A 24733-nucleotide genomic window follows, 5' to 3' on the forward strand; every position below is an offset into this window, starting at 1 on the left:
AAACGGGGATAACGGGCGCGGGGCATACGAAGAAACGACCAGGAGATACCAATGGCGCTGTATTCGATACCCTACCCACTGATGCCGGACATGGACCAGCTCGAGAAGATGAACCAGGACCTGACCAGGATGATGCCGAAGGAGATGGCGAGCGCCGTCAACCTCTTGGCGCACCCTGTGGCGGGTGCCGCCGCGATGTCGGCACTCGGCATCGGGCTGGCCAACCACGCCTTTGGCGTGTGGATGGGCGCGCTTTCCGGCGCGGCCGAGGCCTCGGAGCGGCTTTTCCAGCCGATATCAGATGAGTTCGAGGCGCGCATCGAGCGCCTTGAAGACACGGCAAGTTCCTCGACCAAGGCGCGCGCCGCGACCAAAACCCTGATCGCCGAAGCGCAGTCTTTTGCCCGGGATGTGACGGACATTGCCACCGGGGATGCGGTGCAGCCGGTGACGGCAAAGCGCAAGCCAAAGACCCAGACCGTGACAGGCTTGATGCCGGAGGATTTCAGGCAGCCCAAGGCCGTCGACCGGCCCGAGGCGCCGTCCGACCTCAAGGCTATTTCGGGCGTTGGCCCCAAGCTGGAGACGGTGCTGAACGGTCTCGGCATCTGGACCTTCGGCCAGATCGCGGCTTGGACGGTGGAAGAGATCGCCTGGGTTGACGACTACCTGTCGTTCAATGGCCGCATCGGGCGTGACGACTGGGCGCGCCAGGCAGCAGTGCTTGCGCTGGCCGCCAAGGCAAGGAAGTAGGGGGCCGGGATGGAGGTTCACGACAAACGCGATGTTCTTGACGTGCGCCGCGCCGTGGTCGCCAACTCGAATTTTGACGATGTGGACCTGTCGAAGACGCGGTTTCACAACGTGAAGCTGTCGGGGGCGACCATCCTGAACGCCAATCTGAGCAACGCCAAGGTGGAAGACGCGAACCTTTCGAACGCGCACTTCACAGACGTGAACATGAGCAATGTGAAGATAGAAAACGCTGAGGTCGCGGGCATGATGATCAATGGTATCAGGCTCGATGATCTTTTGAAGGCATATGAGACGGCGAAGACCGCCGGGGGCAATTGATGGCAAAGCTCAAGGTCGACGGGAAAGAAATTACTGTACCCGACCACTATACGCTGCTGCAGGCGGCGGAAGATGCGGGTGCGGAAGTGCCGCGTTTCTGCTTCCACGAGCGGTTGTCGATCGCCGGCAACTGCCGCATGTGCCTGATCGAGGTCAAAGGCGGACCGCCGAAGCCGCAGGCATCCTGCGCCATGGGCGTGCGCGACCTGCGTCCCGGCCCGAATGGCGAGCCGCCGGAAATCTTCACCAACACGCCGATGGTCAAGAAGGCCCGCGAAGGCGTGATGGAATTCCTGCTGATCAACCATCCGCTGGATTGCCCGATCTGCGACCAGGGCGGCGAATGCGACCTGCAGGACCAGGCGATGGCGTTCGGCGTCGATTCCTCGCGCTACCATGAGAACAAGCGCGCGGTTGAAGACAAGTATATCGGCCCGCTGGTCAAGACGGTGATGAATCGCTGCATTCACTGCACGCGCTGCGTCCGCTTCACCACCGAGGTAGCCGGCATTTCCGAGCTTGGCCTGATCGGCCGTGGCGAAGACGCCGAGATCACCACCTATCTCGAAAGCGCGATGACCTCGGAGCTGCAGGGCAATGTCATTGACCTGTGCCCGGTTGGCGCGCTGACCTCGAAGCCATTCGCCTTCCAGGCGCGGCCTTGGGAATTGACCAAGACCGAATCCATCGACGTGATGGACGCCGTCGGCTCAGCGATCCGCGTCGATAGCAGAGGCCGCGAAGTCATGCGCATCCTGCCGCGCGTCAACGAAGCGGTGAACGAGGAGTGGATTTCCGACAAGACCCGCTTCATCTGGGACGGATTGCGCACGCAGCGCCTCGATCGCCCCTACGTACGCAAGGACGGCAAGCTGGCGCCCGCGACCTGGGCCGAAGCCTTTGCCGCGATCAAGGACGCGGTGTCGAAGGCAGCACCCGAGAAGATCGGTGCTGTTGCCGGCGATCTCGCCGCCGTCGAGGAAATCTACGCGCTGAAGCTTTTGATGGCTTCGCTCGGTTCCAAGAACGTCGACTGCCGCCAGGATGGCGCGGCGCTTGATCCGTCGCTTGGCCGGGCCAGCTATATCTTCAACCCGACCATCGAGGGTATCGAGCAGGCAGACGCGGTGCTGATCATCGGCGCCAATCCGCGCTTCGAAGCCTCGGTGCTCAACACCCGCATCCGCAAGCGCTGGCGGCTCGGCAATCTGCCGGTCGGTGTAATCGGCGATATCGGCGACACGCGCTACGACTACGAGCAGCTGGGTGCCGGTCCGGAATCTCTGAAGGATCTGGCGGATGGCAATGGCAAGTTCTTCCAGGCGCTGAAGAAGGCGACGCATCCGCTGATCATCGTTGGCCAGGGCGCGCTGGCGCGCTCGGATGGCGCGGCGATCCTCGGCCAGGCGGCGAAGCTCGCCGCTGCCGTCAACGCCGCCCGTGCCGACTGGAACGGCTTTGCGGTGCTGCACAATGCAGCTGGACGCGTCGGCGGCCTCGATGTCGGCTTCGTGCCGGGCGATGGCGGCAAGAACGTTGCCGGCATGCTGGGCGAGACGGACGTGCTGTTCCTGCTCGGTGCCGACGAGATCGACATGGGCAAGACCGGCGGCGCTTTCGTCGTTTATATCGGCACGCATGGCGACCATGGCGCACACCGCGCCAACGTCATCCTGCCGGCGGCCGCCTACACCGAGAAGTCGGGCACCTATGTCAACACCGAAGGGCGCGTGCAGCAGACCAACCGCGCCGGCTTCGCGCCGGGCGATGCGCGCGAGGACTGGGCGATCCTGCGGGCGCTGTCGGATGTGCTGGGCAAGAAGCTGCCGTTCGATTCGCTGCCGCAGCTGCGCGCCAAGCTCTACGGGGAATATCCGCATCTCGCCCGCATCGACCAGGTTGCGGCCGGCAATGCCGATGATGTCGCCAAGGTGGCGAAGCTCGGTGGCAGGCTGAACAAGGGTACGTTCACGTCGCCGGTCAAGGACTTCTACCTGACCAACCCGATCGCGCGGGCATCGGCCGTGATGGCGGAATGCTCGGCGCTGGCCAAGAGCGGCTTCAAGCAGGCGGCGGAATAAGCATGGAAACCTTCTTCTCCTTCTACGTGCTGCCGGCGCTGATCATTCTTTTGAAGTCGGTCGTGCTGATCGTCGTGCTGCTGCTCTTCGTCGCCTATATTCTCTATGCCGACCGCAAGATCTGGGCGGCGGTGCAGTTGCGGCGCGGCCCGAACGTGGTCGGCCCGTTCGGCTTGCTGCAGTCCTTCGCCGATCTGCTGAAATTCGTCTTCAAGGAGCCGGTCATTCCGTCCGGCGCCAACAAAGCCGTGTTCCTCCTTGCGCCGCTGGTGTCGGCGGTGCTGGCGATCTCGGCCTGGGCGGTGATCCCCGTCGACAATGGCTGGGCCGTCGCCAACGTCAATGTCGGCATCCTCTATGTCTTCGCCATTTCCTCGCTCGAGGTTTACGGCGTGATCATGGGCGGCTGGGCGTCCAATTCGAAATATCCGTTCCTCGGCGCGCTGCGTTCGGCGGCGCAGATGGTGTCCTATGAAGTCTCGATCGGCTTCGTCATCGTCACCGTGCTGCTCACCGCCGGCTCGCTCAATCTGACCGATATCGTGCTGTCGCAGCAGGGCGGGATCGGAACCCGGCTTGGCCTGCCAAATACTTTCCTCGACTGGAATTGGCTATGCCTGTTCCCGATGTTCGTCATCTTCTTCATCTCGGCGCTGGCTGAAACCAACCGTCCGCCGTTCGATCTGGTCGAGGCCGAATCGGAACTCGTCGCCGGCCACATGGTCGAATATTCGTCGACGGCATTCCTGCTGTTCTTCCTCGGTGAATATGTCGCCATCGTCCTGATGTGCGCGCTGGCGACCATCCTGTTCCTTGGCGGCTGGCTGCCTCCGTTCGACTTCGCGCCGTTCACCTGGGTGCCCGGCGTGATCTGGTTCGTGCTCAAGGTCTGTGTCATGTTCTTCGGCATTTCCATAGTGAAGGCATTCGTGCCGCGCTACCGCTACGACCAGTTGATGCGTCTTGGCTGGAAAGTGTTCCTGCCGATCTCGCTGTTCATGGTGGTGGCCACCGCCGCCGTCCTCAAAATCACGGGGTTTGCGTGATGTCCGCTCTTTCTCAAGCCGCCAAGTCGCTACTGCTGCAGGATTTCGTCAGCGCCTTCTTCCTGTCGATGCGCCAGTTCTTCGCGCCGAAGGAGACGATCAACTATCCGCACGAGAAAGGGCCGACCAGCCCGCGTTTCCGTGGCGAGCACGCGCTGCGCCGCTATCCCAATGGCGAAGAGCGCTGCATCGCCTGCAAGCTGTGCGAAGCGATCTGCCCGGCACAGGCGATCACCATCGAGGCTGGACCGCGCCGCAATGACGGCACGCGCCGCACCGTGCGCTACGACATCGATATGGTGAAGTGCATCTATTGCGGCTTCTGCCAGGAAGCCTGCCCGGTCGACGCCATCGTCGAGGGGCCGAATTTCGAGTTCGCGACGGAGACGCGCGAGGAACTTTACTACGACAAGGACAGGCTGTTGGCGAATGGCGACCGGTGGGAGCGCGAACTGGCGCGCAACATCTCGCTGGACTCGCCCTATCGCTGATATTTGACGCATGGACGGGGCGAGGGGCCTCGTCTAAGGACAACGCGGCTTCGGCACCGGAGGCGGAACGAAGCCAGAGAACGGACAGACGAATGTCGGTCCGACAGGAACCCGGGGGAACCCCATGTTGAGTGGACTAGAGGCGGCCTTTTTCTACCTCTTCGCCTTTGTCGCCGTGGCATCGGCGTTCATGGTCATTTCGTCGCGCAACCCCGTGCATTCGGTGCTGTTCCTGATTCTGACCTTCTTCAACGCCGCCGGCCTGTTCATGCTGACCGGGGCCGAGTTCCTGGCGATGATCCTGCTCGTCGTCTATGTCGGCGCGGTCATGGTGCTGTTCCTGTTCGTCGTCATGATGCTCGACGTCGATTTCGCCGAACTGAAGAGCGGCGCTCTGCAATACGCGCCGATCGGCGCGCTGGTCGGGCTGATCCTTGCGGCGGAGCTGATCGTCGTGCTCGGCGGCTATACATTCGCGCCGCGGCTGGCCTCCACGGTCTCCAAGCCAATTCCGGATCTCGCCACGCGGACAAATACGGCTGCACTCGGCGACATCCTCTATACCGACTACCTCTACTACTTCCAGATTTCGGGCCTCATCCTGCTGGTCGCCATGATCGGCGCCATCGTGCTGACGCTGCGCCACAAGGAAGGGGTCAAGCGGCAGTCGATCGCAGCCCAGGTCGGCCGCACGCCGGCGACAGGCATGGAAATCCGCAAGGTCAAATCGGGCGAGGGTCTCTGAAATGGTCGTCGGCATCGCGCACTACCTGACCGTATCGGCAATCCTGTTCACGCTCGGCGTGTTCGGCATCTTCCTGAACCGCAAGAACGTCATCGTCATCCTGATGTCGGTCGAGCTGATCCTGCTTGCGGTCAACATCAATTTCGTCGCCTTCTCGGCGGCGCTCGGCGATCTGGTCGGCCAGGTGTTCGCACTGTTCGTGCTGACGGTCGCGGCGGCTGAAGCCGCCATCGGACTTGCCATCCTCGTCGTCTTCTTCCGCAACCGCGGCTCGATCGCGGTCGAAGACGTGAACATGATGAAGGGTTGACGGGAACCACCATGTATCAGGCCATCGTCTTCCTTCCACTGCTCGGCTTCCTGATCGTCGGCCTGTTCGGCACGTCGCTCGGCGCCAAGGCGTCCGAATACATCACCTCGGGTTTCCTGGTGATTTCGGCCGTGCTGTCGTGGGTCGCTTTCTTCACTATCGGCTTCGGCCATGGTGAAGTGTTCACCGTGCCGGTGCTGCGCTGGATTCAGTCCGGCGGGCTGGAGGCATCCTGGGCGCTCAGGATCGACACGCTGACGGTGGTGATGCTGGTGGTGGTCAACACCGTGTCGGCTTTGGTTCACATCTATTCGATCGGCTACATGCACCACGATCCGAACCGGCCGCGCTTCTTTGCCTATCTGTCGCTGTTCACCTTCGCCATGCTGATGCTGGTGACGGCGGACAACCTAGTGCAGATGTTCTTCGGCTGGGAAGGGGTGGGCCTCGCGTCCTACCTGCTGATCGGTTTCTGGTACAAGAAGCCGTCGGCCAATGCCGCGGCCATCAAGGCCTTCGTCGTCAACCGCGTCGGCGATTTCGGCTTCGCGCTCGGCATCTTCGGCGTCTTCGTGCTGTTCGGTTCGGTCAACCTCGGCACCATCTTCGCCAACGCGGCGACCTACATTCCAGCTGAAGGCGCGCCGCAGGGCGCCGCCGTGCTGACCTTCCTCGGCCATGCGCTCGACAAGCAGGCGGCAATGACCATCGTCTGCCTGCTGCTGTTCATGGGCGCCATGGGCAAGTCGGCGCAGGTGCCGCTGCACACCTGGCTGCCGGATGCCATGGAAGGCCCGACACCGGTTTCCGCGCTCATCCATGCCGCTACCATGGTGACGGCTGGCGTGTTCATGCTGGCGCGTCTGTCGCCGCTGTTCGAGCTGTCGCATTCGGCACTGACCGTGGTCACTTTTATCGGCGCCTTCACCGCCTTCTTCGCGGCAACGGTCGGCCTGGTCCAGAACGACATCAAGCGCGTCATCGCCTATTCGACCTGTTCGCAGCTCGGCTACATGTTCGTGGCGCTCGGCGTCGGCGCCTATGGCGCGGCGATCTTCCACCTGTTCACGCATGCCTTCTTCAAGGCGCTGCTGTTCCTCGGCTCGGGCTCGGTCATCCATGCCGTGTCCGACGAGCAGGACATGCGCAAGATGGGCGGCCTGCGCAAGCTGATCCCCACCACCTACTGGATGATGGTGATCGGCACGGTGGCGCTGACCGGTCTCGGCATTCCGGCAACCATCATCGGCACCGCCGGCTTCTTCTCCAAGGATGCGATCATCGAGAGCGCTTTTGCCGGCCACAATTCGATGGCGGGTTTCGCCTTCGTGATGCTGGTCATTGCCGCCTGCTTCACCTCCTTCTATTCATGGCGGCTGATCTTCATGACTTTCCACGGCAAGCCAAGGGCGAGCCATGATGTCATGCATCACGTCCATGAATCGCCGCCGGTCATGCTGGTGCCGCTGTTCATCCTGGCAGCGGGCGCGCTGTTTGCCGGCGTGATGTTCCACGGCTCGTTCATAGGCGAAGGCTATGCGGAATTCTGGAAGGCATCGCTGTTCACGCTGCCGGACAATCACATCCTGCACGAGATCCACGAACTGCCGCTGTGGGTCGAGCTGTCACCCTTCATCGCCATGGTGCTCGGCTTCGCGCTGGCCTGGAAGTTCTACATCCGCTCGCCGGAAATGCCCGTCAATCTCGCCGCGCGGCATCGCGGGCTCTATGCCTTCCTGCTCAACAAGTGGTATTTCGACGAGCTTTACGACTTCCTGTTCGTGGGGCCGGCCAAGCGCCTTGGCAGCTTCCTGTGGAAGACAGGCGACGGCACCATCATTGACGGCCTTGGCCCTGACGGCATTTCGGCGCGCGTCGTCGATGTCACCAACCGCGTCGTCAAGCTGCAGACTGGCTACCTCTACCATTATGCCTTCGCGATGCTGATCGGCGTTGCCGCACTCGTCACCTGGATGATGCTCTGATGACCGCCTGGCCCATTCTGTCGCTGGTCACCTTCCTGCCGCTGGTTGGTGTGCTGCTCATCCTGTTCATCAACGATGACAGCGATAACGCCCGCCGCAACATCCGCGCCATCGCGCTGTTGACGACGACGGTCACCTTCATCATCTCGCTGTTCATCTGGACCGGCTTCGACAATTCGCAGGCCGGCTTCCAGTTCGTCGAGAAATTCGCCTGGCTCGACTCCGGCATTTCCTACCATATGGGCGTCGACGGCATTTCGATGCTGTTCGTGATCCTGACGACATTCCTGATGCCGCTCTGCATCCTGGCGTCGTGGGAATCGATCGAGAAGCGCGTCAAAGCCTACATGATCGCCTTCCTGCTGCTGGAAACGCTGATGATCGGCGTGTTCTGCGCGCTGGATATCGTGCTGTTCTACGTCTTCTTCGAAGCCGGCCTGATCCCGATGTTCATCATCATCGGCGTCTGGGGCGGCAAGCGGCGCGTCTATGCCTCGTTCAAGTTCTTCCTCTATACGCTCGCCGGCTCGGTGCTGATGCTGCTCGCCATCATGGCGATGTTCTACCAGTCCGGCACCACGGACATCCCGACGCTTCTGACGCATAATTTCCCTGCCAACATGCAGACCTGGTTATGGCTGGCATTCTTCGCTTCCTTCGCGGTGAAGATGCCGATGTGGCCGGTGCACACCTGGCTGCCCGATGCGCACGTCGAGGCGCCGACGGCAGGCTCGGTCATCCTGGCCGGCATCCTGTTGAAAATGGGCGGATACGGCTTCCTGCGCTTCTCGCTGCCGATGTTCCCGCTGGCGTCGGAAATGTTCGCGCCGCTGGTCTTCGCGCTCTCCGTCGTCGCCATCATCTACACCTCGCTGGTGGCGCTGATGCAGGAGGACATGAAGAAGCTGATCGCCTATTCGTCGGTCGCTCACATGGGCTTCGTCACCATGGGCATTTTCGCGATGAACCAGGAAGGCGTGCAGGGCGCCATCTTCCAGATGCTCAGCCACGGCCTCGTCTCCGGCGCGCTGTTCCTGTGCGTCGGTGTCATCTACGACCGCATGCACACACGTGAGATCGCGGCCTATGGCGGCCTCGTCAACAACATGCCGAAATACGCCACCGTGTTCCTGATCTTCACCATGGCCAATGTCGGCTTGCCCGGCACCAGCGGGTTCGTCGGCGAGTTCCTGACCATGCTCGGCGTATTCAGGGTCAATACCTGGGTGGCGTTCTTCGCCGCCACCGGCGTCATCCTGTCGGCCGCCTACGCGCTCTGGCTCTACCGCCGGGTGATCTTCGGGGCGCTGACCAAGGAAAGCCTGAAGGGCCTGCTGGATCTGTCGCCGCGCGAGAAGGTCATCATCTACCCGCTGGTGGTTCTGGTCATCTTCTTCGGCGTCTATCCCGCCCCGGTCTTCGATGCGACGGCCGAATCGGTCAAGTCGCTCGTCACCAATGTCACTGCATCCATCGGCGCCGCGCAGACCGCGGCGGCGAATTAACCAAGGGTTTTGCGAATCATGACGCCGGACCTTCTCTCCAGCCTGTCGCTCTCGACGCCAGAGCTGATCCTTGCCATCGGCGCCCTGGCGCTGCTGATGGTCGGCGCCTATTCGCGCGCAAACACCAGCACCCTGGTGACCGGCCTTGCCGTCGCCGTGCTGGTGGCCGCCGGCGCCTGGATGATCTTCTACACCGGGCAGGGCAGCGCCTATGGCCACGCCTTCGTCCAGGATTCTTTCGCCCGCTTCATGAAGGTGCTGGCGCTGGTTGGTTCGGCGGTGACGCTGGTCATGTCGGGACGTTTCGCCAAGGCAGAGCATTTCGACAAGTTCGAATATCCGGTGCTGATCCTTCTGTGCACGCTCGGCATGATGCTGATGATCTCCGCCAACAGCATGATCGGGCTCTATCTCGGCCTCGAACTGCAATCGCTGGCGATCTACGTGCTGGCGGCGATCAACCGCGATAACCTGCGTTCGACCGAGGCCGGCCTGAAATATTTCGTCCTCGGCGCGCTGTCCTCCGGCATGCTGCTCTATGGCATCAGCCTGGTCTACGGCTATACCGGCAACACCGGCTTCCAGGAGATCGCATCTGCGCTCGGCAGCGGCGAGCGTCAGCTCGGCCTCGTCTTCGGTCTCGTCTTCGTGCTTGCCGGCCTGGCGTTCAAGATCTCGGCGGTGCCGTTCCACATGTGGACGCCAGACGTCTATGAAGGTGCGCCGACACCGGTGACGGCATTCCTGGCGGCCGCGCCCAAGATGGCGGCGATGGCACTGATCGTGCGCGTCACCATGGGCGCCTTCAAGCCGATCGCCGCCGACTGGCAGCAGATCATCGTCTTCATCTCGATCGCCTCGATGGCGCTTGGCGCTTTCGCCGCCATCGGCCAGACCAACATCAAGCGCCTGATGGCCTATTCGTCCATTGGCCATATGGGCTATGCGCTGGTTGGCCTTGCCGCCAACAGCCAGGCTGGCGTGCGGGGCGTTGCCATCTATATGCTGATCTATCTGGTGATGACGCTTGGCACATTCGCCTTCATCCTCGCCATGCGGCGCAAGGAAGGCAATGTCGAGCAGATCAGCGACCTGGCCGGCCTGTCGTCGACCAATCCGATCATGGCGACGATCCTGACCATCCTGATGTTCTCGCTGGCCGGCATCCCGCCGCTCGCCGGGTTCTGGGGGAAGTGGTACGTGTTCCTCGCCGCCATCAACGCCGGGCTCTACGCGCTGGCGATCATCGGCGTGCTGGCCTCCGTGGTGGGTGCCTTCTATTATCTGCGCATTATCAAGATCATGTGGTTCGATGAGCCGGTCGGCGGTTTCGTGCCGATGGCCAGCGAATTGCGCCTCGTGCTCGGCGTCTCCGGCGCCTTCGTGCTGTTCTATGTGCTGATCGGTGGTCCGATCGGCACCTATGCCGAAGCCGCCGCGAAGACATTCTTCTAAACGGCATGGCATTTCGGCTGGCTCCAACCTCTGAGGCGGAAGGGTTCCGGCTCGAGGCACATGACACGGTCGGCTCCACCAACGCTGTCGCACTGGACCATGCGCGGGCCGGTGATTCCGGCAAGTTGTGGGTCGTCTCTAAAAAGCAAGAAAGCGGGCGCGGCCGTCGCGGCCGTGTCTGGGTGTCGCCCGAAGGCAACCTTGCCGCGACATTGCTCGTCATCACCGGCGCCGAGCTGCGGCTGGCGGCGACGCTCGGCTTCGTCGCCGGCCTGGCACTGGCCGATGCGCTCGACGCCGTGGTGCCGAAGGGCAAGATTGCGATCGGCCTCGATGGCGGCAGCGAAGGGCGCAACCGTTTCGAACTGAAATGGCCAAATGACGTGCTTGCCTCCGGCGCCAAGCTCGCCGGCATCCTGCTGGAATCGGCGATGCTTGATGGCGGCCGCTTTGGCGTGGCCGTTGGCATCGGCGTCAATGTTGTGGCTTATCCCGAGGATTTGCCTTATCCGGCGACATCCTTGCATGCGCTGGGAGCGACATGTGATGCCGAAACACTGTTCCTGGCATTGTCGGATGCCTGGAGCGAAAATGCGCGGCTGTGGGATGATGGCCGGGGACTTGGCGCCATCCGGAAACGCTGGCTAGCACGCGCCGCGGGGCTTGGCGGCGAGGTTGCTGTCAGAATTGACGGTAATGTGGTGCGTGGAGTGTTTGAAACCATTGACGAGGACTGCCGTTTCGTGATCCGCGACGATGAAGGTTCGGTTCTGACGATCGCCGCGGGCGATGTGCATTTCGGCGCGGTCGCATCCGCCAGGGTCTGACCGGCCAGGAAAGGGAATATCATGGCGAAAGCGGAAAACGCCGAACTCGTGTTCGTGCCGCTCGGCGGCGTCGGCGAGATCGGTATGAACTTCGCCCTCTATGGTTACGGGCCGCCCAGCGCGCGCGAATGGATCGTCATCGATGTCGGCGTAACGTTTCCCGATGCCAGCCTGCCTGGCGTCGACCTGGTTCTGCCCGACACGCGCTTCATCGAGGAGAACCTCGCCAATCTGCGCGGGATCATCATCACCCATGCGCATGAAGACCACTATGGCGCGCTGCTCGACACCTGGCCGAAGCTGAAGGCGCCGGTCTGGATGACGCCGTTCAGCGCCGGCCTGCTGGACGCCAAGCGGCAAGGCGAGCAGGGCGCGCCGAAGATTCCGGTGACGATCTACCGCGCCGGTGAGAAATTCACCGTCGGTCCGTTCGAGATCGAGGCCATTCCGGTGGCGCACTCGATTCCCGAGCCGATGTCGCTGGCCATCACCACGCCGGCCGGCACCGTCATCCACACCGGTGACTGGAAGATCGATCCGCAGCCGACGATCGGGCCCAAAACCGATGAGGCGCGCTTCCGTGCCTATGGCGACAAGGGCGTGCTGGCGCTGGTCTGCGATTCCACCAATGCGATGCGCGAAGGGGAGTCCCCCTCGGAAGTCGCCGTCGGCGAAGGCCTCAAGGGCGTCATCCAGAACGCCAAGGGCCGCGTTGCGGTCACGACATTTTCCTCCAATGTCGGGCGCATTGTTTCGATCGCCAAGGCGGCGCGCGACGCCGGCCGCCAGTGCCTGGTGCTTGGCCGTTCGCTGAAGCGCGTCATCGATGTCGCTGGTGAACTCGGCTATATGGACGGCTTGCCGGAATTCATCGCCGAAGAGGATTTCGGCTTCATTCCGCGCGAAAACCTAGTCATCATCTGCACCGGCAGCCAGGGCGAGCCCTTGGCCGCACTGGCCAAGCTGTCGCGCGACGAGATGAAATCGGTGTCGTTCACGGCAGGCGATACGGTGGTGTTTTCGTCACGCACCATTCCCGGCAACGAAAGGGCGATCCTCGAGATCAAGAACCGGCTGATCGATCTCGGCATCAAGATCATCGAGGATGGCGATGCGCTGGTGCATGTCTCCGGCCATCCGCGCCGCAACGAATTGCGCAAGATGTATGAGTGGGTGCGGCCGCAGATCGGCGTGCCGGTGCATGGCGAAGCGGCGCACCTGGTGGCACAGGGCTCGTTGATGTCGACCTCGGGCATTGGCCAGGTGGCGCAGGTGCGTGATGGCGACATGCTGCGGTTGTGGCCGGGTGCGGCGACGATCATCGACCAGGTGCCGTTCGGCCGCGTCTACAAGGATGGCAGGCTGATCGGCACCGACCAGGCAATGGGCATTCGAGACAGGCGCAAGCTGTCCTTTGCCGGGCATGTCGCGGTCAACGTCGTGCTGGACGACAAGTACGAACTTGCCGGCGACCCTGATCTGGTCGCCATCGGCGTCGCCGAGGCCGACGGCAGCGGCGAGACGCTGGAAGACCTGATGATCGATGCGGCGGTCGGTGCGGTGGACTCGATTCCCCGCCAACGCCGGAAAGATCTCGACCTGGTGCAGGAAGCGGTGCGCCGCGCGGTGCGTGGCGCCGCCAACGAAGCCTGGGGCAAGAAGCCGCTGGTGACGGTGTTCGTCACGCGATAGGGAGCGGAGCGAAGCTGATCGCTAGAGGTTCAACTGATAGCTGACGGGAACCCAGCGATAAGTGCCGTTCACCGATTCGATGTGGCCCAGACCCGGAAACGGCATGTGATGGCCAGCGACCAGCAGGCGACGCTCCGCCGCCATCTTCAGGAGGCGCAGGCGGGTCTCGACGGCTTGCTCTTTGTCATCATCAAGATCGGCGTGCCACTCTGGATGCTGGACGGACACGGCATAGTGCAGGAAGGCGTCCGACCAGACGAGCAGTTGTGCCCGTCGCTTTCGACGAGGAATGCCAGGAGTCCGGGAGAATGGCCTGCTGCGTCGATGGCGGTAATACCCGGCAGAACCTCGCATCCCGGCGCTATGAATGTTGCCTGGCTGGCCAAGCCGGTGCAAATTCGCCTGAATAGATCGCGGTTTTCCAGTCTGGCCTCGCGAACCGTGCTTGCCTCGGTCCAGAAGGTGAATTCCGCCGCGCCGAACACATATCGCGCCCGCCCGAAAACAGGTTCGCCATTCTTCACAAGTCCCCCGATATGATCTGGGTGCCCGTGGGTGATAATCACAACATCAATGTCGTTCGGCCCGAGCCCAAGGTCCTGCAAACACCCCAGCAGCGAACTGCCCGTGTCTCCGAACCCTGTGTCGAACAGGACTTTTTCTGAACCCGTATCGACCAGCGTTGGGATGAAACAGTGCTCGTATCGGTCACGGTCGATAAAGTTCGAGGCCGCGAGTTCCTGCATTGCGATTGGCGATTGTCCAGGCGCCAGCGCCGACACGAGGTTGTCGCGAACATCAACCGCATCAAGCAAAGCAGCGATCTTGAATGACCCAAGGCCGAAGGTGAAAACACGGGCGCGAGCAGGCTGAGCGTCAAACATTGCTGCTTGTACTTTGCCGTCGCCGATTGGAATAGCCTGCTCGCAATTTTGATTTTCTTGCCCGTTCGAAGGATTCCGAAGGCGGTTCATCAAGGTGCGACAGTGCGCTCCTCCTCAAAGGCTGTTGATGTCCCATGATTTGACGTATGACGCCGTTGACTGAACTGGGAGGGGAAAGCTCGGATATGCTCGGACGCCTGAACCATGTTGCGCTTGCCGTGCCGGACCTGGCTGCGGCCATTGCTGCCTACAGCAATACGCTTGGCGCCGAGGTGACCGCGCCGCAGCCGCTGCCCGAACAAGGTGTGACTGTTGTCTTCATCAACGTCGGCAACACCAAGATCGAGTTGCTGGAGCCGCTGGGCGAGGGCTCGCCGATCGCCGCCTTCCTTGAGAAGAATCCCTCCGGCGGCATGCATCATCTTTGCTACGAGGTCGACGATATCCTGGCGGCGCGGGACAGTTTGAAGGCCAGCGGCGCGCGCGTGCTGGGCGACGGCAATCCGAAGATCGGGGCGCATGGCAAGCTGGTGCTGTTTCTGCATCCCAAGGATTTCTTCGGCACGCTGATTGAACTGGAGCAGTCATGAGCTGGGTATCGTTCACCGCGCTTTTCTTCGCCACCTGGTGGGTGGTGCTGTTTGCGGTGTTGCCGTTCAGCGTCAAGACGCAGGACGACGATCATGACGTGACGCTTGGCACCGTTCCGAGCGCGCCGCGCGGCCCGCATATGCTGCGTGCGGTGCTGCGCACAACGATCGTCACGGCCGTACTCATGGGCATTTTCTACGGCTTGACGCACCAGCTTGGTCTCAGCCTGAATGACATCCCGCATATCGTGCCGGAATTCGGTCAGCCGCCGACGAAATAGCCGCTTTCAAAGGCCGCGTTTCAGCGCCTTGGATGTCATCGTGGCACCACCCGAGGAACCGTGAGGATTCACGCTTCACCTGGATTGGCCGTTGGTCATGCAATTCGTGAATTTGTCGCGCTAACCAGATGTTTGGGCAAAAAAAATGCAAGGCACAAGGCCTTGCAATTTAAACGCGTCCGATCTGTTTCCGGTTTCCGGCGGCAGCGAGTAACCGCGCCTAGATCGCATCCTCCCAAGACTTTGACCGCGTAGGAGAGCAGATTTTTCTCTACCCTCTCGGTTATCGGGGCACACTAGCCTAAGGCGGATTAAAATGTCACGAAGAATTTTGCCCTTAAACGGGCATTCTCGTGCTGCAGTGCACAATAGAATGGCAGGCTTTGCTTTCGAAACGAACAATAAGGTTGGGGAGAGCCTTCCAGGTCAGGAATAAATCGTTCTATCGATGAGAATTGGAGCCGGAGGTCGGGCATTCATAGCCATTGCTGTCGATCGCTTGCATTTCGGGGGCCGTTTCATTGCCGAGGCGCGAGAACTGTCAATTCGGGCCGGAATGGCCCCAAGGCCCGCGGCGCCCCGTCCGGGTTTCCATTCCGCCATGAAATGGCTATGAAGCCGGGGCAAGCAAGCCTGCGCCGCGCTGATTCCGCTGCGGCCATCCTCTCTCACGGAACAGTCCATGCGTTTGTCGCGCTACTTCCTGCCCATCCTCAAAGAAAATCCCCGCGAAGCCGAAATCGTCTCGCACCGGTTGATGCTGCGTGCCGGCATGATCCGCCAGCAGGGGCAGGGCAGCTTTTCCTGGCTGCCATTGGGCAAGCGGGTTCTGGACAAGGTTTGCCAGATCATTCGCGAGGAGCAGGACCGCGCCGGCGCGCTTGAAATCCTGATGCCGACCATACAGTCCGCCGAGCTGTGGCGCGAAAGCGGGCGCTATGACGACTACGGCAAGGAGATGCTGCGCATCAAGGACCGGCAGGATCGCGACATGCTCTACGGGCCGACCAATGAGGAAGTGGTCACCGAGATCATCCGTGCCTATGTGAAATCCTACAAGGATCTGCCGCTCAACCTTTACCACATCCAGTGGAAGTTCCGCGACGAGGTGCGGCCGCGTTTCGGTGTCATGCGCAGCCGAGAATTCCTGATGAAGGACGCCTATTCCTTCGACCTCAATTTTGAAGGCGCCAGGGCGGCGTACAACCGCATGTTCGTCTCTTATCTCAGGACGTTTACGCGCATGGGGCTGAAGGCGATCCCGATGCGGGCCGATACCGGCCCCATCGGCGGCGACCTCAGCCACGAGTTCATCATCCTGGCGGAAACCGGCGAGAGCCAGGTCTATTGCCATCGCGACTATCTTTCGCTGGATGTGCCGGGAGAGAAGACCGATTTCGCCAACGACACCGAGATCGGCGGCATCGTCAAGCAGTGGACGACGCCCTACGCCGCGACCGACGAGATGCATGACGAAGCGGCCTGGGACAAGATCGGCGACGCTGATCGGGTTTCGGCGCGCGGCATCGAGGTCGGCCACATCTTCCACTTCGGTGACAAGTATTCCAAGCCGATGGGCGCCAAGGTGACCGGGCCGGACGGCAAGGATCATTTCGTCTCGGGCGGCTCCTACGGGATTGGACCGACGCGGCTGATCGCGGCGATCATCGAGGCCAGCCACGACGACAACGGTATCATCTGGCCGGAATCGGTTGCGCCCTTCGACATTGGCCTGATCAACATGAAGGTGGGCGACGCCGATTGCGACCGCGTCTGCGAAGAGCTGAATGCGGCGTTTGTCGCCGCCGGCAAGGATGTGCTTTACGACGACACAGACCAGCGGCCGGGCGGCAAGTTCGCCACCGCCGACCTGATCGGCCTGCCGTGGCAAGTGATCGTGGGGCCGCGCGGCGTTGCCGCCGGCGAGATCGAGATCAAGAACCGCAAGACCGGTGAGCGTGAGACGCTGCCGATCGCGGAGGCGAAGAAGCGCTTCGGTGCCGCTGCATGAGCCAGGCGGCGGCACCATCAGCGGCGACTGCAAGACCCTCGGGCGCCGGTCCATTTTCCGTCTTCGAGCGCATGGTGGCCTGGCGCTACCTGCGCTCACGGCGCAAGGAAACGGTGATCTCGGTCATTGCCTCGATCTCGTTCCTCGGCATCATGCTGGGTGTCGCAACGCTGATCGTCGTCATGGCGGTGATGAACGGATTTCGCGCCGAACTCTTGACCCGCATCCTCGGCGTCAACGGCCATCTGATCGTGCAGCCGCTGGATTCGCCGCTTGAGGATTACGCGCAGGTTGCCGCCCGCATCAACGGTGTGCCCGGCGTCAAATACGCCATTCCGCTGATCGACGGCCAGGTGCTGGCACAAGGCAATGTCGGTGGCGGCACCGGGGCGCTGGTGCGGGGCATACGCGGCGAGGATCTTAGCAAGATCGCCATCGTTGCCGACAACATCAAGCAAGGCACGCTCGACGGCTTTGACACCGGCGAGAGCGTCGCTATCGGCAAGCGCATGGCCGAGAACCTTGGCCTGACACTCGGCGACACCATCAGCCTCATCTCGCCGGATGGCGATGTGACGCCGCTGGGCACCACGCCCCGCCTGAAGGGCTACAAGGTCGCGGCGATCTTCGAAGTCGGCATGTCCGAATATGACAGTTCCATCGTCTACATGCCGTTTTCCGAAGCCCAACTCTATTTCAACATGGATGGGCGGGCGCAGACGATCGAAATCTATGTCGACAATCCTGATGATGTCGACGCGCTGAAAACGCAGGTCGAAACGGCGGCGCAGCGGCCAATCGATATGGTCGATTGGCGCCAGCGCAACCAGACCTTCTTCTCGGCACTGCAGGTCGAGCGCAATGTGATGTTCATGATCCTGACGCTGATCGTGCTGGTGGCGGCGCTCAACATCATCTCGGGCCTCATCATGCTGGTGAAGGACAAGGGGCATGACATCGCCATCCTGCGCACCATGGGTGCGTCGCGAGGGGCGATCCTGCGCATCTTCCTGATGACAGGTGCCGCCATCGGTGTTGTCGGCACATTGGCCGGCGTGCTGCTCGGCGTTGTGATCTGCCTCAACATCGAGCGCATCCGCGAGTTCTTCTCGTGGGTTTCAGGTACGGTGCTGTTCAATCCCGAGCTCTATTTCCTCAGCCAGTTGCCGGCCCGCATGGATGTCAGCGAGACGATTTCCGTGGTCATGATGGCGCTGGTGCTGTCGTTCCTGGCGACGCTGTTTCCAGCGTGGCGGGCCGCACGTCTCGATCCTGTTGAAGCGCTGAGGTACGAATGATGGCCGAGGCCATTATCGAGCTGAAGAGCGTTGAGCGGCACTATGTCCAGGGCCCGCGCAAGCTCACCATTCTCAACGGCGCCGATTTCTCGCTGAAGCGCGGCGAGATGGTGGCGCTTGTGGCGCCGTCGGGCACCGGCAAGTCGACGCTGCTGCACACCGCCGGACTGCTGGAGCGCCCGGACGCTGGTGATGTAATCCTGGCAGGTCGTGCCTGCGGCCGGCTTTCCGATGATGAGCGCACGGCGATCCGCCGCAACGATGTCGGCTTCGTCTACCAGTTCCATCATCTGCTGCCGGAATTCTCGGCGCTCGAAAACATCATGATGCCGCAGCTCATCAAGGGGCTGTCGCGCAAGGATGCCGCCGAGCGGGCAGCGCAACTGCTCGACTACATGCAGATCGGCAAGCGGGCGTCGCACCGTCCGTCGGAACTCTCCGGCGGTGAGCAGCAACGTGTCGCGATCGCGCGCGCCGTCGCCAACGCACCGCTGGTGCTGCTGGCCGACGAGCCGACCGGAAACCTCGATCCGGTCACCGCTTCCTATGTGTTCGAAGCGCTGGGCGCGCTGGTCAAGCAGTCGGGGCTTGCGGCGCTGATCGCCACTCACAATCACGAACTGGCGTCGCGCATGGATCGTCGCGTTACGCTCGCCGACGGCAAGGTCGTACCTCTTTAGCGCCTGCTTATTGCCGGCCTTCCGTGCGGAGGGACGGCAGCCGTCGCGCCAGCGGCGGCCAGCACCCAATGCCGGCCGACGGGCTCGTCAACCTTTCCTTAACCCTGCCGGATTGACCCCCCGAAGATTCCGGGCCGGGCCGGATTCCGGTCGTTGACAATCGAACAAAATTAGAACAAATTGCGAACATACTAACAACAGGAGAGCGTTATGACCGATCTTGTTCAGGATGTCGTCTCGTTGGTGTGCATGAGTACGTTTCTGATTTCCATGGCTATCTGGATCGGAGCGATGTGAGGCAGCGGCGCCATGCTGCTGCGATTTTGTGGCCAGCACAGGATGGCGCCGTTAAGTCTTTCTTGCCGCCGTGACGTTAGGGTGCCCTGAAGACAGGGAGTAGCGTCGCGTGTCGCCCATCGTCACGGTCATCCTCGTGGCCTCCAATCTCGGGCTGATTTTCCTGCTGATGACCGCGCCGCTCGGGTTGCGCATGGTCAGGCTCAGCCGCGTGGTTGTGATGGACCGTCAACGCCTGTGGCAGGCGCTGTGGCCGCTTGGAAGCGACGCCGGCTGGTCCGGTGAGATTCTGTCCGCCGAAGCGCTGGATGGGGACGGCATGGCCCGCGTCGTGCTGTCCTGGGAAGGCCGCGACGGTCAGCCGATCGAGCGCATCTCTCGCTTTGAAGGGGTTGTCGAGGGCAGTCGGTTCTCGATGCGCGTCATTGAGGATACAGCGCTCGATGCCTCGTTCTGGAAGGACTATCGCGAAACCACTGAACTCGTGTCCGAGGGCCGTGGCACGCGGGTGACGCTGAGCCAGACGGATCGTTATCGCGGGATTGCCTTCCTGGTGTTCCGCTATTTCGCCATGCGCCGTGAACTCGGCAAGCTGCAGCACTGGGCGAGAACCGGGCAGTATCGCAAGGGCGGCTGGTTTGAGCATCCGCTCAGCCAGGTTGGTTTCGCCGCACTTTCGGCGCTGATTCTGTGGCCCTTCTTCGGCCTGCATCTAGGCGGGCTGGCGCTGGCCGCGATCCTGACCTCGGTAGTGGCCTTGCATGAGCTCGGCCACATGGCGGCATTTCGCCTGATGGGACACCGCAAGGCGCGGATGATCTTCATTCCGCTGCTCGGTGGCATCGCGATTGGCGGGCGGCCTTATGACAGCCGATTCGAAGTGGCTTTCGTGGCGCTGATGGGCGCCGGCTTTTCCGCCTTCCTGGTGCCGATGGCGATCGCCGCCAGTACGTTTGCCGGCGGGGAGGGCCATAAGGCCGCCGCAGCTCTGCTGGCGACGCTGGCTGGCTTTCTCGCTCTGTTCAACATCGGCAACCTGGTGCCGGTGTGGAAATTCGACGGCGGCCAGGTGCTGCGCCAGATTTGCCCGGGCCCTATCGTGCTGGCCCTGGCGTCATTCTTCCTGTTGTCCGTATTCCTAGGGCTCGGCTGGCAGGCCGGCTTTTCCTCCGGCTTTCTGCTAGCAGCCGGGGCGGTCTTTTCAATTCTCAGTTTGTTGACAATGAGGAGCGGCGTGAAACCGCGCCATGAGTTGAAGCCGATCCGCACTGTCGACCGTTTTGTCATCGCCGGAGCGCTGCTGGCCGTATTCGCCATTCATGGCTATGGCGTCCTGTGGGCATCCGCGCAATTGATCTGAGCCACCGCGCGAAATTATCGCGGAAAAGAAATCAACCCGCCTTGCGGACTGCCTCGACTTGGGAAGCGGCGACAGCGCCGAACACATCCTCGAAGGCCGATTTCAGCGCTCCGTCGAGATCGGCCATCGTCACCGGCAGGCCGAGATCGACGAGGCTGGTGACGCCGTGATCCTGCACGCCACAGGGCACGATGCCGCTGAAATGGCCGAGGTCCGGCTCGACATTGATGGCGATTCCGTGAAAGCTCACCCAGCGCCGCAGCCTGATGCCAATCGCGGCTATCTTGTCTTCGGCGGCCGAGCCGTCTGGTAGTGGTGGGCGATCCGGCCGCACCACCCAGACACCGACGCGATCCTCACGCCGTTCGCCGCGCACGTTGAAGGCGGCGAGCGTGCCGATGATCCACTGTTCGAGCGCGGCGACGAAGGCCCGCACGTCCTCCCGCCGACGCTTCAGGTCGAGCATGACATAGGCGACCCGCTGACCCGGCCCATGATAGGTATATTCGCCGCCACGTCCGGCCGCGAAAACCGGAAACCGCTCCGGGTCGATCAGGTCCTCGATGCGGGCGCTGGTGCCGGCCGTGTAGAGGGGCGGGTGCTCAACCAGCCAGACCATCTCGCCAGCAGCACCACTTCGGATCGCTTCGGCACGCGCCTCCATCACCGCAAGGGCGTCGGGATAGGCAGTGAGACCAGGCTCTACCCGCCACTCAACCGGCGCTGAGCCGGGCAGGGGCAGGAACGACGTGGCAATCTGGCTGCGTTCTGTCATGGCGTGTCTCGTGTTGTCCTCCATATGGCGATATCTGGCCGAAACGTCCAGTTCCGGCCGCTCATTCCGGTCCTGTGGAATGTTATGCCAATCGGCGGCGATTATTGCTCGTAGCGCACTTGTTTCGCCGGAAACGATTTGCTACACGCCGCGAGCCGGTTCGTTCCGGCTCCTACCACGTGCGGTCGTGGCGGAATTGGTAGACGCGCAGCGTTGAGGTCGCTGTGGGGCAACCCGTGGAAGTTCGAGTCTTCTCGACCGCACCAAGTTTTTCGAGGAAACCTCCCAGATCCTGAAATCGCCGCCAAGGCGATCGGTGATCGTCAGGCCAGGCGCGGTCCGGCCGTCCTATGACGGTTGGGAAATCGGGCCATTTGGCAGGTCGACGGTAACGACGAGCCCGGTCGGGTGGTTGTCGCCCAATTCGATCTTGCCGCCATGGCCCTGGATGATGTCGGCAACGATCGAGAGACCAAGGCCGAAGCCATGCTTCGATGTCACGCCGCGAGCCATGTCTTGCTTGAAGAACGGTTCGAAGACACGGGCGCGCACCGTTGTCGGAATGCCCGGCCCGTCATCGCTGACCGCGATGCGTGCCACGGTATCGGTCGGCGTCAACGCGACGGTGACATTGCCGGCGAATTTGACCCCGTTGTCACAGAGATTGGTGACCGCGCGCGCCAGCGCATTGGGTTTGCACCAGCCTGGAAGGCGGTCCGGCCCCGAGTATGAAACCGAAAATCCGACATCCGAGAATTCGGCGCACACGGTCTGCAACACGCTGGCAATATCGGCACGCTGCAGCTTCTCCGTCGACACATCGTTGCGCAGATAGGTCAAGGTCTCGTCGATCAAGTCTTCGATATGCTGCACGTCGGACAATATCGCTGTTCGGGTCGGGCTGTCGTCCATGCGCTCGGCGCGGAGCCGCAGCCGGGTCAAAGGCGTGCGCAGATCGTGGCTGACACTGCGCAGCATGCGCGTGCGGTTCTCGATCATCGTCCTGATGCGCGTTCTCATCCGGTTCAAGGCGCGCGCCAGGCCAACCATCTCGACAGAGCCGCGTTCGATGAAGAACTCGTCGCCATTCTCGATCTCCGCCGAGCCGACAGCCGCCGAGATGCGTTTCAGCGGCTCCGTCACGGCCCAGACGGCGAAAAGCCAGATCAGGGCGGGCAACGCGATGAAGGCCGTGAATCTATAGAACAGGGCACGGACGAAATCTGTTGTCAGCAAAGTTTCGGGAATTCCGAAATGCGCCAGGACGGACTGCCGGTCGAGGTCAAGCACAAACGCGTATTGACCGCCGATCGTAAGCCATCGTCCGGCGACCGGTTCATTCCCCAGCCGGAAGAACCATTCAATATTACGCCACGGTGCGTAGGAGGTCGGAATGCTGTCGATCTGGCTTTTCGGCAGTAACTTGAAATCCAGGCCCGAACGAGCGGCAGCGGCCAGGATAATGTCACGAGCCTCCGCCGGTGTTTCGCGCAGCAAGGCGGCAATCACGCCGGCTCGTTTGCCGCTGTCGTCCATCACCGGCAGGTCGATGCTCTTTGTAAAGCTCTCGATAGCCGATCCAGCCGACATGATCACAATCACCGCGATGAGAATGATTGCCGCGAGTTGCCCACGCACCGACTGGAGCAAGCTGTCGCGGATGAGGGCTCTCATGCCTCCTCCACCGTCGCGGTAAAGATATAGCCGCCCAGCCGAACCGTCCTCAGAAGCACCGGATCACGCGCATCCTTTTCAATCTTCTGGCGGATCCGGCTGACATGGACATCGACGCTTCGTTCGATCGGGCCGGCAAGCCCGGCATGCGTTACGCCAAGAAGTTCCTCACGCGAAAGCACCCGGCCCGCATTGCGGCAGAACGCCAGCAACAGGTCGAATTCATGGGTCGTGGTCGAAACACGCGCATGGGTCGGGTCATGCAGTTGCCGGCGTATCGGGTCGAGGCGCCAGCCATTGAAGCAAAGCACCTTGGAGCGGTCCCGTTCGTCAGGGGCATAGGAGGTCCGGCGCAGCAATGCCCGTATCCTGGCCGTCAGTTCGCGGGCGCTGAACGGTTTCGTGACGTAGTCATCGGCGCCGATCTCCAGCCCGAAAATCCTGTCGATTTCTTCGCCAAGCGCGGTCAGCATCAGGATCGGGATGTTGGTCTGGGCACGGAGGCGGCGGCAGATGTTGAACCCGTTCTCACCGGGCAACATGACGTCGAGTACGATGAGATCGAATTTCTGGCAGCGAAGCGCGGCATTCATGCGGACGCCGCTCTCTGCTATCTCCACGGTCATGCCGTTTTCGGTGAGCGTCTCGCCCAGCATGCGCGCGATCTCGAGATCGTCCTCGACAATGAGGATATGCCAACCTTGCCTTGCCGATCTGGGCTCGGCGCTCAAGTCTCTCGTGTGCCTTTGCCGCGCGGTACCGGAGCTTGCCATAACTTGCATTTTACCCTGTGCGGGCGTCAGAACCGATATCCGACGAGAAGCATCCCCGAGGGCTGGATCTTGTCGACGACGATCGGGCTGTCAGCCGCGTCACCCGTGAGAACACCGACCCCCGCCTGGCCACGCACCATCCAGTTCCCGTTGAGCATATATGTGGCGGAAATAGAGAAATCCGCGCGCTTAAACCCGGCGCCGGCATCATAGCGCGCCAACCCCGAACGGGCCGATTGTTCCGAACTGACGCCAAAATAGGCCTGCATGTGCTTTTCGTCGGCGAACACGGCGGATGCGCCGGCGCCGATTGTCAGCGATTCGGACAAGGGCTGCGTCAGCTCGATGCCGACCGTGCCAAGCAGGCCCTCGCTGCCGCCTATGGTCTTGTCCATTTGCGCGTAGATTTCGGCCGCGCCGAACTTCACCAAGGCCTTGGCGCCGGCGGTCCCGCCCATGCCGACATCCCCCAGGCCGCGCAGCCGATCGGAATCGTCTTCCTTGCGGCCCATTTCATAGCCAAGCCGCGCGCTGAATTCGAACGCGCCTTGCTGATAGACAGGGATGGTGGCGCCTGTCGGATCGATCGTCACCGTGTCGAGAAACGTGGCCGAGATGAAAGGCACGGGAATGATCTTGAATTCGTCACTGCCCTCATATTTGGGGGCGATGATGGCGCCGCCGCCGAGCACGACATGCCAGTCGGACAGTTTCCGTTCGATGCGGCCGAAACGGGACGGATCGGGCGGCGCGCTGAAGTCGTCGGCGTTCACGGCAATCGCGTCGGCTGCCCGCGCGATCTCCGGATGCGTCAGAAACACGAGTGCCATCGCGGCGAGAGATGTCCGACCGGCAATCATTTCGGAATTTGTCTTGAACATGCGGGCTCCAGAGCAGCG

Annotated in this window: 23 protein-coding genes and 1 tRNA gene; 19 read left to right on the top strand and 5 right to left on the bottom strand. The window is 62.0% G+C overall.

Going from position 1 to position 24733, the window contains the following annotated elements:
- The first annotated feature begins 51 nt into the window (after nucleotides 1-51).
- From GA829_RS18195 to GA829_RS18250, 12 genes are all read left to right on the top strand, one after another.
- On the top strand, nucleotides 52-753 hold the full coding sequence (locus tag GA829_RS18195; RefSeq protein WP_195174087.1) for an NADH-ubiquinone dehydrogenase: 702 nt from the start codon (nucleotides 52-54) through the stop codon (nucleotides 751-753).
- A 42-nt stretch (nucleotides 754-795) separates the two neighbouring features.
- The gene (locus GA829_RS18200; RefSeq protein ID WP_258051670.1) at nucleotides 796-1074 is read left to right on the top strand and encodes a pentapeptide repeat-containing protein; all 279 of its coding nucleotides are present in this window, start codon (nucleotides 796-798) and stop codon (nucleotides 1072-1074) included.
- The gene (nuoG, locus tag GA829_RS18205; RefSeq protein ID WP_195174089.1) at nucleotides 1074-3155 is read left to right on the top strand and encodes an NADH-quinone oxidoreductase subunit NuoG; all 2082 of its coding nucleotides are present in this window, start codon (nucleotides 1074-1076) and stop codon (nucleotides 3153-3155) included. The genes GA829_RS18200 and nuoG overlap by 1 nt, the downstream gene beginning before the upstream one ends.
- 2 nt (nucleotides 3156-3157) lie before the next feature.
- Nucleotides 3158-4201: an NADH-quinone oxidoreductase subunit NuoH gene (gene nuoH / locus GA829_RS18210; protein WP_195174090.1), complete on the top strand. Its 1044-nt coding sequence runs from the start codon at nucleotides 3158-3160 to the stop codon at nucleotides 4199-4201.
- The gene (gene nuoI / locus GA829_RS18215) at nucleotides 4201-4692 is read left to right on the top strand and encodes an NADH-quinone oxidoreductase subunit NuoI (RefSeq protein WP_013531098.1); all 492 of its coding nucleotides are present in this window, start codon (nucleotides 4201-4203) and stop codon (nucleotides 4690-4692) included. The genes nuoH and nuoI overlap by 1 nt, the downstream gene beginning before the upstream one ends.
- A 124-nt stretch (nucleotides 4693-4816) precedes the next feature.
- A complete protein-coding gene (locus tag GA829_RS18220; RefSeq protein WP_195174091.1) occupies nucleotides 4817-5437 on the top strand; it encodes an NADH-quinone oxidoreductase subunit J in 621 nt (206 codons plus the stop codon).
- A 1-nt stretch (nucleotide 5438) separates the two neighbouring features.
- Nucleotides 5439-5747, top strand: a complete 309-nt coding sequence (gene nuoK / locus GA829_RS18225; protein ID WP_019858930.1) for an NADH-quinone oxidoreductase subunit NuoK — start codon at nucleotides 5439-5441, stop codon at nucleotides 5745-5747.
- An 11-nt stretch (nucleotides 5748-5758) separates the two neighbouring features.
- Complete coding sequence (nuoL, locus tag GA829_RS18230) at nucleotides 5759-7732, top strand: NADH-quinone oxidoreductase subunit L (RefSeq protein WP_195174092.1); 1974 nt, start codon at nucleotides 5759-5761, stop codon at nucleotides 7730-7732.
- On the top strand, nucleotides 7732-9237 hold the full coding sequence (locus GA829_RS18235) for an NADH-quinone oxidoreductase subunit M (RefSeq protein WP_195174093.1): 1506 nt from the start codon (nucleotides 7732-7734) through the stop codon (nucleotides 9235-9237). Before nuoL ends, GA829_RS18235 begins: the two co-directional genes overlap by 1 nt.
- Nucleotides 9238-9255: 18 nt before the next feature.
- Nucleotides 9256-10692, top strand: coding sequence for an NADH-quinone oxidoreductase subunit NuoN (nuoN, locus tag GA829_RS18240; RefSeq protein ID WP_195174094.1), 1437 nt, complete (start codon nucleotides 9256-9258; stop codon nucleotides 10690-10692).
- 5 nt (nucleotides 10693-10697) lie between these two features.
- A complete protein-coding gene (locus tag GA829_RS18245; protein WP_195174095.1) occupies nucleotides 10698-11519 on the top strand; it encodes a biotin--[acetyl-CoA-carboxylase] ligase in 822 nt (273 codons plus the stop codon).
- Nucleotides 11520-11540: 21 nt separating this feature from the next.
- Nucleotides 11541-13211: a ribonuclease J gene (locus tag GA829_RS18250; RefSeq protein ID WP_195174096.1), complete on the top strand. Its 1671-nt coding sequence runs from the start codon at nucleotides 11541-11543 to the stop codon at nucleotides 13209-13211.
- Between the two features lie 146 nt (nucleotides 13212-13357).
- Here the strand turns inward: GA829_RS18250 and GA829_RS18255 are convergent, their stop codons facing one another.
- Nucleotides 13358-14185, bottom strand: a complete 828-nt coding sequence (locus tag GA829_RS18255; protein ID WP_258052345.1) for an MBL fold metallo-hydrolase — start codon at nucleotides 14183-14185, stop codon at nucleotides 13358-13360.
- Between the two features lie 95 nt (nucleotides 14186-14280).
- Here GA829_RS18255 and mce point away from each other — a divergent pair, with 95 nt between their 5' ends.
- The 6 genes from mce (at nucleotide 14281) to GA829_RS18285 (ending at nucleotide 20612) form a co-directional block, all read left to right on the top strand.
- A complete protein-coding gene (gene mce, locus GA829_RS18260) occupies nucleotides 14281-14685 on the top strand; it encodes a methylmalonyl-CoA epimerase (RefSeq protein ID WP_195174097.1) in 405 nt (134 codons plus the stop codon).
- Complete coding sequence (locus tag GA829_RS18265; protein WP_195174098.1) at nucleotides 14682-14966, top strand: DUF1467 family protein; 285 nt, start codon at nucleotides 14682-14684, stop codon at nucleotides 14964-14966. Before mce ends, GA829_RS18265 begins: the two co-directional genes overlap by 4 nt.
- 682 nt (nucleotides 14967-15648) lie before the next feature.
- Complete coding sequence (proS, locus tag GA829_RS18270; protein WP_195174099.1) at nucleotides 15649-16977, top strand: proline--tRNA ligase; 1329 nt, start codon at nucleotides 15649-15651, stop codon at nucleotides 16975-16977.
- On the top strand, nucleotides 16974-18275 hold the full coding sequence (locus GA829_RS18275) for a lipoprotein-releasing ABC transporter permease subunit (protein WP_195174100.1): 1302 nt from the start codon (nucleotides 16974-16976) through the stop codon (nucleotides 18273-18275). The genes proS and GA829_RS18275 overlap by 4 nt, the downstream gene beginning before the upstream one ends.
- Nucleotides 18272-18955 carry an ABC transporter ATP-binding protein gene (locus GA829_RS18280; RefSeq protein WP_195174101.1) on the top strand — a complete coding sequence of 228 codons (684 nt, stop codon included), beginning with the start codon at nucleotides 18272-18274 and terminating at the stop codon, nucleotides 18953-18955. The genes GA829_RS18275 and GA829_RS18280 overlap by 4 nt, the downstream gene beginning before the upstream one ends.
- Before the next feature lie 406 nt (nucleotides 18956-19361).
- Nucleotides 19362-20612, top strand: a complete 1251-nt coding sequence (locus tag GA829_RS18285; protein ID WP_195174102.1) for a site-2 protease family protein — start codon at nucleotides 19362-19364, stop codon at nucleotides 20610-20612.
- Nucleotides 20613-20643: 31 nt separating this feature from the next.
- On the opposite strand, the gene lipB is transcribed toward GA829_RS18285, so the two are convergent.
- Complete coding sequence (gene lipB / locus GA829_RS18290; protein WP_195174103.1) at nucleotides 20644-21387, bottom strand: lipoyl(octanoyl) transferase LipB; 744 nt, start codon at nucleotides 21385-21387, stop codon at nucleotides 20644-20646.
- A gap of 181 nt (nucleotides 21388-21568) precedes the next feature.
- Between lipB and GA829_RS18295 the strand changes: the two genes are divergently transcribed.
- Nucleotides 21569-21653: transfer RNA gene (locus GA829_RS18295), tRNA-Leu, on the top strand.
- A gap of 82 nt (nucleotides 21654-21735) precedes the next feature.
- Here GA829_RS18295 and GA829_RS18300 read toward each other — a convergent pair.
- The 3 genes from GA829_RS18300 to GA829_RS18310 are packed head-to-tail and all read right to left on the bottom strand — an operon-like array spanning nucleotide 21736 to nucleotide 24715.
- Complete coding sequence (locus tag GA829_RS18300) at nucleotides 21736-23061, bottom strand: ATP-binding protein (protein ID WP_195174104.1); 1326 nt, start codon at nucleotides 23059-23061, stop codon at nucleotides 21736-21738.
- The gene (locus GA829_RS18305) at nucleotides 23058-23843 is read right to left on the bottom strand and encodes a response regulator transcription factor (RefSeq protein WP_374940357.1); all 786 of its coding nucleotides are present in this window, start codon (nucleotides 23841-23843) and stop codon (nucleotides 23058-23060) included. The genes GA829_RS18300 and GA829_RS18305 overlap by 4 nt, the downstream gene beginning before the upstream one ends.
- 17 nt (nucleotides 23844-23860) lie before the next feature.
- Nucleotides 23861-24715 (bottom strand): MipA/OmpV family protein, encoded by an 855-nt coding sequence (locus GA829_RS18310; protein WP_195174106.1) that lies wholly within the window; start codon nucleotides 24713-24715, stop codon nucleotides 23861-23863.
- Nucleotides 24716-24733 lie beyond the last annotated feature (18 nt).

Source organism: Mesorhizobium sp. INR15, assembly GCF_015500075.1.
In the GTDB taxonomy this organism is placed as follows: Bacteria; Pseudomonadota; Alphaproteobacteria; order Rhizobiales; family Rhizobiaceae; genus Mesorhizobium.